At 73.6% G+C, this 10,225-nt stretch carries 9 protein-coding genes; 7 read left to right on the forward strand and 2 right to left on the reverse strand.

Features of this window, described 5'->3' with window-relative positions; all coding sequences use genetic code 11:
- Nucleotides 1-144 precede the first annotated feature (144 nt).
- On the forward strand, nucleotides 145-1,728 hold the full coding sequence (gene hutH, locus ACFWPI_RS23540) for a histidine ammonia-lyase (RefSeq protein ID WP_363369169.1): 1,584 nt from the start codon (nucleotides 145-147) through the stop codon (nucleotides 1,726-1,728).
- Between the two features lie 88 nt (nucleotides 1,729-1,816).
- Here hutH and ACFWPI_RS23545 read toward each other — a convergent pair whose 3' ends face one another.
- Nucleotides 1,817-2,242, reverse strand: a complete 426-nt coding sequence (locus ACFWPI_RS23545; protein WP_380345498.1) for a hypothetical protein — start codon at nucleotides 2,240-2,242, stop codon at nucleotides 1,817-1,819.
- 206 nt (nucleotides 2,243-2,448) lie between these two features.
- Here ACFWPI_RS23545 and ACFWPI_RS23550 point away from each other — a divergent pair, with 206 nt between their 5' ends.
- Both ACFWPI_RS23550 and ACFWPI_RS23555 read left to right on the forward strand, forming a co-directional pair.
- Nucleotides 2,449-3,318 (forward strand): MurR/RpiR family transcriptional regulator, encoded by an 870-nt coding sequence (locus tag ACFWPI_RS23550; protein ID WP_363369166.1) that lies wholly within the window; start codon nucleotides 2,449-2,451, stop codon nucleotides 3,316-3,318.
- Between the two features lie 59 nt (nucleotides 3,319-3,377).
- Nucleotides 3,378-3,701, forward strand: a complete 324-nt coding sequence (locus ACFWPI_RS23555; protein ID WP_063349091.1) for a hypothetical protein — start codon at nucleotides 3,378-3,380, stop codon at nucleotides 3,699-3,701.
- Nucleotide 3,702: 1 nt separating this feature from the next.
- Here ACFWPI_RS23555 and ACFWPI_RS23560 read toward each other — a convergent pair whose 3' ends face one another.
- A complete protein-coding gene (locus tag ACFWPI_RS23560) occupies nucleotides 3,703-4,272 on the reverse strand; it encodes a Uma2 family endonuclease (RefSeq protein ID WP_380379576.1) in 570 nt (189 codons plus the stop codon).
- 171 nt (nucleotides 4,273-4,443) lie between these two features.
- Between ACFWPI_RS23560 and hutU the strand changes: the two genes are divergently transcribed.
- Genes hutU through hutI form a run of 4 tightly spaced genes read left to right on the forward strand, consistent with a single transcriptional unit; the run spans nucleotide 4,444 to nucleotide 9,890 of the window.
- Nucleotides 4,444-6,111, forward strand: coding sequence for a urocanate hydratase (hutU, locus tag ACFWPI_RS23565; protein ID WP_380379573.1), 1,668 nt, complete (start codon nucleotides 4,444-4,446; stop codon nucleotides 6,109-6,111).
- 17 nt (nucleotides 6,112-6,128) lie between these two features.
- A complete protein-coding gene (locus tag ACFWPI_RS23570) occupies nucleotides 6,129-7,310 on the forward strand; it encodes an allantoate amidohydrolase (RefSeq protein WP_079136304.1) in 1,182 nt (393 codons plus the stop codon).
- On the forward strand, nucleotides 7,301-8,680 hold the full coding sequence (locus tag ACFWPI_RS23575; RefSeq protein WP_380379570.1) for a formimidoylglutamate deiminase: 1,380 nt from the start codon (nucleotides 7,301-7,303) through the stop codon (nucleotides 8,678-8,680). The genes ACFWPI_RS23570 and ACFWPI_RS23575 overlap by 10 nt, the downstream gene beginning before the upstream one ends.
- A gap of 34 nt (nucleotides 8,681-8,714) precedes the next feature.
- Nucleotides 8,715-9,890: an imidazolonepropionase gene (hutI, locus tag ACFWPI_RS23580; RefSeq protein WP_380379567.1), complete on the forward strand. Its 1,176-nt coding sequence runs from the start codon at nucleotides 8,715-8,717 to the stop codon at nucleotides 9,888-9,890.
- Nucleotides 9,891-10,225: the final 335 nt, after the last annotated feature.

Genomic DNA, 10,225 nt, shown 5'->3' on the forward strand with positions numbered 1-10,225 from the left:
TCCGTGCGTGTCCGTGGGCACCAGCGTGCGGTACGGGGCGGCCCGGGTGAAAATCCTGCTGGCCGGTACGGGCGTACGATCGTGGCCGTTTCGGATGGCGACCACCTGTTGTCATATCTTCATTCACCTGATGTGATGGTGTATATGGATATGCACAGTGCTGTGGCCCCCGACGCTCCGCTGGTCCAGGTCGGCAAGGCCGACGTCAGCGCCGAGGACGTGCTGGCCGTCGCCCGGGGGAACGCCCGGGTCGAGATAGGCCCCGACGCGCTCGCCGAGATGGCGACGGCGCGGGCGCGGATCGACGCCCTCGCGGCCGAACCGCGCCCCGTCTACGGCGTGTCGACCGGATTCGGCGCGCTCGCCGTCCGGCACATCAGCCCCGAACTGCGCGCGCAGCTCCAGCGGTCGCTGGTGCGCTCGCACGCGGCCGGGATGGGACCGGCCGTCGAGCGCGAGGTCGTCCGGGCACTCGTCTTCCTGCGGATGAAGACGCTGGCCTCCGGCCGGACCGGGGTGCGCCCGCTGGTCGCGCAGACCATGGCCGCCCTGCTCAACGCGGGCATCACCCCGGTGGTCCGGGAGTTCGGCTCGCTCGGCTGCTCCGGCGACCTCGCGCCGCTGTCGCACTGTGCGCTGGTCCTGATGGGCGAGGGCGTGGCCACCGGCCCGGACGGCGTGGAGAAGCCCGCCGCCGAACTGCTCGCCGCCGCCGGCATCGAGCCCGTCGAACTGCTGGAGAAGGAGGGCCTGGCCCTCATCAACGGCACCGACGGCATGCTCGGCATGCTGGTGATGGCCATCGCCGACCTGCAGCGGCTCTACACCACCGCCGACATCACCGCCGCGATGACCCTGGAGGCGCTGCTCGGCACCGACAAGGTGCTCGCCCCCGAACTGCACGCCCCGATCCGCCCCCACCCGGGCCAGGCCCTGAGCGCCGCCAACATGCTGGCCGTCCTCAAGGACTCCGGCCTCACCGGCCACCACCAGGACGACGCGCCGCGGGTCCAGGACGCCTACTCGATCCGCTGCGCCCCGCAGGTGGCCGGCGCCGGCCGGGACACCCTCGCCCACGCCCAGCTGGTCGCCTCCCGCGAGCTGGCCGCCTCGGTCGACAACCCGGTGGTGCTGCCGGACGGCCGGGTGGAGTCCAACGGCAACTTCCACGGCGCCCCGGTCGCGTACGTGCTGGACTTCCTCGCCATCGCCGCCGCCGACCTGGGCTCCATCTCCGAGCGCCGCACCGACCGGCTGCTCGACAAGGCCCGCTCGCACGGCCTGCCGGCCTTCCTGGCCGACGACCCCGGCGTGGACTCCGGCCTGATGATCGCCCAGTACACCCAGGCGGCGCTGGTCAGCGAGAACAAGCGGCTCGCCGTCCCGGCCTCGGTCGACTCGATCCCGTCCTCCGCGATGCAGGAGGACCACGTGTCGATGGGCTGGTCCGCCGCCCGCAAGCTGCGCCAGTCCGTCGACAACCTCGGCCGGATCCTCGCCGTCGAACTCACCGCCGCCGCCCGCGCCCTGGAGATCCGCCAGCAGGCCGACGGCGCGGGCCGGACGGCCCCGGCCACCACGGCCGCCATGGCCGCCGCCCGGGAGGCGGGGGTCGGCGGCGCCGGCCGCGACCGCTTCCTCTCGCCGGACCTGGAGGCCGCGGCCGCGCTGGTCGCCTCCGGGGAACTGGTGCGGGCGGTGGAGCGGGTCACCGGGCCGCTGGCCTGAGCCGGTGTGACCCGGTGCGTTCGGTGCGATCGGCGTGACGGGCCGTCGGGTCCGGTACGGCCGTCGGGTCCGGTGCGGGCGGCGGGGCTCAGTCCCAGTCGTCCCGGGACCGGGACCGCGGCTCGTCCCGGTCCCGGCGGTTGCCGAACGCGGCGGCGAAGTTGACCCCGACGATGCCCGCCCAACTGACCAGCAGGCCGAAGAAACCGCCGCCCTGCGGGCTGGCCGCGATCGCGGTGAGCGGGATGCCGAGGGCCAGCGAGATCACCGCCAACCGGTTGCCGGGCCGGCCGAGCCCCGGCCCCGGCCCCGGGCGGTGCGGTCGGCGCCGGTGCGCGGGCTCGTAGTCGTCCATCCGCTCGGCCACCCGGCGCTCGACCCGGGCGTCCAGGCGGGCGTCCAGGCGGCTCAGGAACGAGTCGACCAACTCCGGCTCGTACTCCTTGCCGAGTTCCTTGCGAGCGTGCAGGGCGGCGTCGAGGTCGCGCCGCAGGTCGTCCTGGCGAGTGTCCATGGGAACAGCCTGGGCCCGTGCCAGGGGCGCGGTCCATCCGTCGGTGGGGGAATCCGGGCGGGTTCAGGGAGAATTCAGGGTTACCCCGAGCCCCCACCCGCTCGGGCCGTCTCGCCCGGCGTCCCGCCGTACGAGACGTCTTTGCCAGGCGCGACGCACTGCTGCACAGTCGTCGTCCGAATCGCTCGCATCCGGAGGTACCGCTGATGACCGCCACCGACGAGGCCGGCACGGTCGGCCCCTCCGCCCGGCTGCTCCAGCTGTTCGAAGGCCACCGACTGACCCCGACCCAGCGGCGGATCGCGCACTCGCTGGTCCGGCACGCCACCGAGGCGCCGTTCCTCTCCAGCGTCGAGGTCGCCGAACTCGCCGGCGTCAGCCAACCGTCCGTCACCCGCTTCGCGGTCGCCCTCGGCTACGACGGCTACCCGGCGCTGCGCAAGCAGCTGCGCGAACTCGGCGCGGGCGAGCCGGCCGCACCCGAGACCCCCGACGACGCGGTGCGCAACGAGCACCAGCAGGCCGTGCTCGCCGAGATCGCCCACCTGCGCCACCTCGCCGAACTCCTCGCCGACCCCGAGCCGATCACCCGCGCCGCCCGGCTGCTCGCCGCCTCCCGCCCACTGCCGGTGCTCGGCCTGCGGGCCGCCTCCGCGCAGGCGCGCGGCTTCGCCTACTTCGCCGCCAAGGTGCACCCGGACATCCGTCTCCTCGACGAGGGCGGCAGCATGCTCGCCGACCGGCTGGAACAGGCCGCCGCGGCCGGGGCCACCGCGCTGCTCTGCTTCGCGCTGCCGCGCTACCCGCGGGAGCTGATGGACGCGCTGACGGTGGCCCGCGAGTGCGGGCTGACGGTGCTGACCGTCGCCGACAGCGCCTTCGCGCCGGTCGCCAAGCTCTCCGACCTGATGCTGCCGGCCGCCGTCGGCACCGGGCTGGTCTTCGACACCGCGTGCGCGCCGATGATGCTCGGCCGGGTGCTGTTGCAGCGCATGTGCGACGAACTCCCGGGCGCGGAGGCCCGGTTGGAGGCCATCGAGCAGTCCGCCGCGGCACGTGGCCTGTTTTTGGAGTAGACACGGCGGGGAGTAGCCGTCACGAACCCGGGCATCCCCTACAGCAGGGGGTGCCGCCCATGCGCGTGATCCACGAGATGAAGTTCGTCGCCCGCCTGGCCTCGGGTGTCGACGAATGGTCCTGCCCCACCTGCGGACGCCGCGTCACCCTGCGGCGCCTGCCCGATCCCGAACTGACCGTCCTCGACCCGGGAGACGAGTCCGCCGTGCACGTCGGCGTCATCGAACCCGACGCCCGCGCCGCCGCCGCGGCCGCCGAGAAGTACGGCCTCGGCCCGGTCCAGAACATCCCCCGCCCGCCGACCCCGCCCACCCCCGACGCCGCCGACCGCCGCTGGCTCGCCGAGATCGGCATCGACTGGGACGGCGACGCCGCGGCCTGACTCAGGCGCGGGGTGCGTACAGCGGCAGTGCGGAGGTGTCCAGCTCGGCGGGCAGCGGCGCGGGCAGCGGGACGGGCTCGCCGTACTTGCCGTGCAGCACGCCCTGGTACTCGCCGTCGCGGGGGTGGGTGCGGAGCGTCCAGACGCCCTTGCGGGGGTCGACCGCGAGGAGGACGGCCACACCTGCGGCGGCGTACCAGTCCGCCTTGGTGCCGATATGGCTGACACGCCCGGGGTGCGGAGTCACGTCAGCGGCGAGGACGACGTCGCTGGGCGGGGCCAGCCGGTTGTCCTGGTTCCCCCATTGCGCGGGTAGGACGACCAGGTCTGGTGTCGCGTAGTCGTCCTCGTCGCCCGGAAGGGCGATGGATGCCGCCTCGTAGACGCCGAGGCCGGGCAGTTGTGATCCGATCCGTTCGCGCAGGCGCCGCACAGTGCCGGCGTGCTTGCCCCTGCGGGGCGGAGACAGCAGCAGGATGCCTCCGATGATCTCGACCCGCAGTCCGGTGCTCCGCTCGATCGCCCCTGCTGCGTGGCGGAGCTTGCCGGGGAGTACGGGGATGGTCGCCATGACGTCCTCTGCTGACCCGAGTGGCTGGTGTTTCCGGCCTCAGGGTACGGCCGGCGGGCGTACCGGCGTGGACGCTGATCGGATGGGTTCGGGGTCTGGTCGGGAGTTGATTGTTTGGATATATTCAGCCGAGCTGAATCTGAATGAATCCATCCGTAGGGAGGCCAGGACATGGTGCAGCAGGCGAGTGGGCCGCGTGAGGTCAGGGCGGCGCGGGGGACGGGGCTGACGGCGCAGGGGTGGCAGCAGGAGGCGGCCCTGCGGATGCTGATGAACAACCTCGACCCGGAGGTCGCCGAGCACCCGTCGAAGCTGGTGGTGTACGGCGGGACGGGCAAGGCGGCGCGGGACTGGCGTTCGTTCGACGCCATGGTGCGGACGCTGGAGGGGCTGAAGCAGGACGAGACCATGCTGGTCCAGTCCGGGCGGCCGGTCGGCGTCATGCAGACCCACGAGTGGGCGCCGCGGGTGCTGATCGCCAACTCCAACCTGGTCGGCGACTGGGCCAACTGGGAGGAGTTCCGCCGGCTGGAGAGTCTCGGGCTCACCATGTACGGGCAGATGACCGCCGGCTCGTGGATCTACATCGGCACCCAGGGCATCCTGCAGGGCACCTACGAGACCTTCTCGGCCGTCGCCAACAAGCGGTTCAACGGCACGCTGGAAGGCACCATCACCCTCACCGCCGGCCTCGGCGGGATGGGCGGCGCCCAGCCGCTGGCCGTCACCATGAACGGCGGCGTGGCGATCTGCATCGACTGCGACCCGTCGCGGATCGCCCGCCGGATCGAGCACCGCTACCTGGACGTCGAGGCCAAGGACCTCGGGCACGCGCTGGAGCTGGCCACCGCCGCCCGCGACAAGCGGCAGCCGCTGTCCATCGGCGTGCTGGGCAACGCCGCCGAGCTGGTCCCGCAACTGCTCGCGATGGACGCGCCGATCGACATCGTCACCGACCAGACCAGCGCCCACGACCCGCTCGCCTACCTGCCGGTGGGCGTCGCCTTCGACGACATGGCGGACTACGCGGCGGCCGAGCCCGCCGAGTTCACCCAGCGGGCCCGCGAGTCGATGGCCCGGCACGTCGAGGCGATGGTCGGCTTCCAGGACGCGGGCGCCGAGGTCTTCGACTACGGAAACTCGATCCGCGGCGAGGCCCAACTGGCCGGTTACGACCGTGCGTTCGCCTTCCCCGGGTTCGTCCCCGCGTACATCCGGCCGCTGTTCTGCGAGGGCAAGGGCCCGTTCCGCTGGGCGGCGCTGTCCGGCGACCCGCAGGACATCCACAAGACCGACAAGGCCGTCCTCGACCTCTTCCCGGAGAACGAGTCGCTGCACCGCTGGATCAAGATGGCCCAGGAGAAGGTGCACTTCCAGGGCCTGCCCGCACGGATCTGCTGGCTCGGCTACGGCGAGCGCGACAAGGCCGGCGAGCGCTTCAACGACATGGTCGCCTCCGGCGAGCTGTCCGCCCCGATCGTGATCGGCCGCGACCACCTCGACTGCGGCTCGGTCGCCTCCCCGTACCGGGAGACCGAGGCGATGCTGGACGGCTCGGACGCGATCGCCGACTGGCCGCTGCTCAACGCCATGGTCAACGTGGCCTCCGGCGCGTCCTGGGTCTCCATCCACCACGGCGGCGGCGTCGGCATCGGCCGCTCGATCCACGCCGGCCAGGTCACCGTCGCCGACGGCACCGCGCTGGCCGGCGAGAAGATCCGCCGGGTGCTCACCAACGACCCGGGCATGGGCGTGATCCGGCACGTGGACGCCGGCTACGACCGGGCCACCGAGGTCGCCGCCGAGCGCGGGGTGCGCGTCCCGATGGGTGAGCTGTGACGTCCTCGTTCGAAGAGATGTGGGCGGAGCTGCTCCCCGTGGGCCGCTCCGCCGCCTCCGGCGGCTACCGCCGCTTCGCCTGGAACTCCGCCGACGCCGAGTGCCGGGCCTGGTTCGAGCAGCAGGCCCGTGACCGCGGCCTCGCCTACGAGCTGGACCGCAACGGCAACCAGTGGGCCTGGCTGGGCGATCCGAACGCGGGCGGGGCGGTCGTCACCGGCTCGCACCTGGACTCCGTCCCGGACGGCGGCGCCTTCGACGGCCCGCTCGGCGTGGTCTCCTCCTTCGCGGCCCTGGACGAACTCCGCGGCCGCGGGGCCGAGTTCACCCGACCGCTGGCGATCACCAACTTCGGTGACGAGGAGGGCGCCCGGTTCGGCGTGGCCTGCATCGGCTCCCGGCTGTCCGCCGGCGTGCTCTCCCGCGAGGCCGCGTACGAGCTGCGCGACGCCGACGGCGTCCGGCTGCCCGACGCGATGGAGCGGGCCGGCTACGACCCGGGCGCGATCGGCGCGGACGACGACCGGCTGGCCCGGATCGGCGCCTTCGTCGAACTCCACGTCGAGCAGGGCCGCCTCCTCGCCGAGGACCGGCCGGTCGGCGTGGCCAGCGCGATCTGGCCGCACGGCCGCTGGCGGTTCGACTTCCACGGCGAGGCCAACCACGCCGGCACCACCCGGATCGAGGACCGCCGCGACCCGATGCTGACGTACGCCAACACCGTGCTCGCGGCCCGCAAGAAGGCCCGGCTGGCGGGCGCGCTGGCCACCTTCGGCAAGGTCGCGGTCGAGCCCAACGGCACCAACGCGATCGCCTCGCTGGTGCGCGGCTGGCTGGACTCCCGGGCCGCCGACGAGGCGACGCTCACCGCGCTGGTCGAGGAGATCGAGCAGGCCGCCGCCGAGCGCGGCGGGCGCGACGGCGTCCGGGTCGAGCTGACCCGCGAGTCCTACACCCCGGTGGTGGACTTCGACGGCCCGCTGCGCGACCGGCTCGCCAAGCTGCTGGACGCCCCGGTGCTGCCCACCGGTGCCGGACACGACGCCGGGATCCTGGCGTCGGCCGTCCCGACCGCCATGCTGTTCGTGCGCAACCCCAGCGGGGTGTCGCACTCCCCGGCCGAGCACGCCGAGGAGGCCGACTGCCTGGCCGGGGTCGCCGCCCTCGCCGACGTACTGGAGGACCTGGCGTGTCGCTGAGCCCATTGACCTCGGGGGCCGAGTCGGTGGCGTACTGGGCGCAGTACGCCTGGCTGCCGCACCCCAACGGGCCGGTGGTCGAGCGGAACGTGCTGATCACCGCCGGCCCCGGCGGCCGGATCACCGCGGTGACCCCGGACAGCGGGCCCTGCCCGCCCGGGGCCGTCCGCCTCGACGGGCTGCTGCTGCCCGGCCAGGCGAACGCCCACTCGCACGCCTTCCACCGGGCGCTGCGCGGCCACGTCCAGGTCGGCTCCGGCACCTTCTGGACCTGGCGCGACACCATGTACCGGTTCGCCGGGGCGCTCGACCCGGACCGCTACCTGGCGCTCGCCACCGCCGTCTACGCCGAGATGGCGCTGGCCGGGGTCACCGCCGTCGGCGAGTTCCACTACCTGCACCACGCCCCCGGCGGCGCCCGCTACGACGACCCCAACGCGATGGGCGAGGCGCTGATCGAGGCCGCCGCCCGGGCCGGCATCCGGATCACCCTGCTCGACACCTGCTACCTGTCCGCCGGCTTCGGCGCCGAGCCGACCAGGCCGCAGCAGCGGTTCAGCGACGGCGACGCCGAGGCCTGGGCGGTGCGGGCGGAGGCGCTCAAGCCCCGCGAGCACGCCCGGATCGGCGCCGCCGTCCACTCGGTGCGGGCCGTCCCGGCCGAGCAGTTGGGCACCGTCGCGCAGTGGGCGGCGGTGCGCGAGGCGCCGCTGCACGTCCACCTGTCCGAGCAGACCGCCGAGAACGACGCCTGCCTCGCCGCGCACGGCGTCACCCCGACCCGGCTGCTCGCCGACCACGGCGTGCTCGGCCCGCGCACCTCGGCCGTGCACGCCACCCACCTCACCGACGAGGACGTCCGGCTCCTCACCGACACCTCCACCACCATCTGCATGTGCCCCACCACCGAGCGGGACCTCGCGGACGGCATCGGCCCGGCCCGCCGGCTCGCCTCGGCGGGCTGCCCGGTCACCCTGGGCAGCGATAGCCACGCCGTCATCGACCCGTTCGAGGAGGCCCGCGCCCTGGAGCTGAACGAGCGGCTGCGCACCCGCACCCGCGGGCACTGGACGGCCAACCTCCTGCTGCGGGCCGGCACCGAGGACGGGCACGCCTCGCTCGGCTGGCCGGAGGCGGGGCGGGTCGAGGCCGGCGCGCTCGCCGACTTCACCGTGATCGCCCTGGACTCGGTGCGCACCGCGGGCCCGCCGCCCCGCCTCGGCGCCGAGACCGCCGTCTTCGCGGCCTCGGCGGCCGACGTGCGGCACGTGGTGGTCGGCGGCCGGCAGGTCGTCCGGGACGGCGTGCACCAGCTCGTCGCGGACGTGCCGGGCGCGCTGCGGGACTCGATCGGCGTGCTGGACCACTGACCTCTTTGTTCAATTCCCTTCGGAAGGCGTTGTCTTGAGCACCAGGACCACCTTGATCACGGGCATCGGCAGCCTGGTCACCAACGACCCCGGGCACGGCACCGGGCCGCTCGGCCTGCTCACCGACGCGGCCGTGGTGATCGACGGCGGAACGGTTGCCTGGGTCGGCCCGGCAGCCCAGGCCCCGGCGGCGGACGAGCGCTTCGACGCCGAGGGCCGGGCGCTGCTGCCCGGCTTCGTCGACTCGCACGCCCACCTGGTGTTCGCGGGGGATCGTACGGCCGAGTTCAACGCCCGGATGTCCGGGCAGGCGTATTCGGCGGGTGGCATCCGTACGACGGTGGCGGCCACCCGGGCCGCGAGCGACGCCGAACTCGACGCCAACCTGGCCGGGTTCGTCCGGGAGGCGCTGCGGCAGGGCACCACCACCATCGAGTGCAAGTCCGGCTACGGGCTGACCGTCGCCGACGAGGCGCGGGCGCTGCGGATCGCCGCGCAGCACACCCCGGAGACCACCTACCTGGGCGCGCACGTGGTCGCGCCCGAGTACGCCGACGACCCGGCCGGGTACGTCGACCTGGTCACCGGCGAGATGCTGGACGCCTGCGCCCCGCACGCCCGCTGGGTGGACGTGTTCTGCGAGCAGGGCGCCTTCGACGGGGACCAGGCGCGGGCCGTTCTGACGGCGGGGATCGAGAAGGGCCTCACACCGCGCGTGCACGCCAACCAGCTCACGTACGGGCCCGGCGTGCAGCTCGCGGTGGAGCTGGGGGCCGCCTCGGCGGACCACTGCACCCACCTGACGGACGAGGACGTGGCGGCGCTGGCGGGGTCGGCGACGGTCGCGACGCTGCTGCCGGGGGCGGAGTTCTCGACGCGGGCCGAGTACCCGAGCGGGCGCAGGCTGCTGGACGCGGGCGCGGTGGTGGCGCTGTCCACCGACTGCAACCCGGGCTCCAGCTTCACCAGTTCGATGGCGTTCTGCATCGCGGTCGCGGTGCGCGAGATGGGCATGACCCCCGACGAGGCGGTCTGGGCGGCCACGGCAGGCGGCGCGCACGCGCTGCGGCGCGGCGACGTCGGGACGGTCGCGGTCGGCTCCCGGGCTGACCTGCTGCTGCTGGACGCGCCCTCGCACGTGCATTTGGCGTACCGCCCGGGCGTGCCACTGACGGCGGCGGTCTGGCGAGCGGGCGTCCGGGAGGTCTGAGTAGCGGCATCACTTCACGTCGCCCCGTCGAGCCGCTGCTCGACGGGGCGACGTGAAGTGATGCGGCAGCCGGAACGGCCAGCATGCCCCGATGCCGATTTCTCCCAAGGTCGTCAGGGCTGACGGTAGGCGCGGACAAGCAGGGTGTCTGCAGCGCGTGTACTCGGCACGGTGGGAGGGAGCCGGTCGACACTGATCTTCGTGAACCCCGCCTCGTCCAACAGCTTCGTCCAGACGGTCTCCTGGAGTCTCAATGATGAAGTCAAGATGCCTGCGCGACCGGTGGGGCGGAGGTGAAGATCCGGTTGTCGCGCAGGAGCGCCCACAGCACGTTC

This window comes from Kitasatospora sp. NPDC058492 (assembly GCF_042720685.1).
In the GTDB taxonomy this organism is placed as follows: Bacteria; Actinomycetota; Actinomycetes; order Streptomycetales; family Streptomycetaceae; genus Kitasatospora.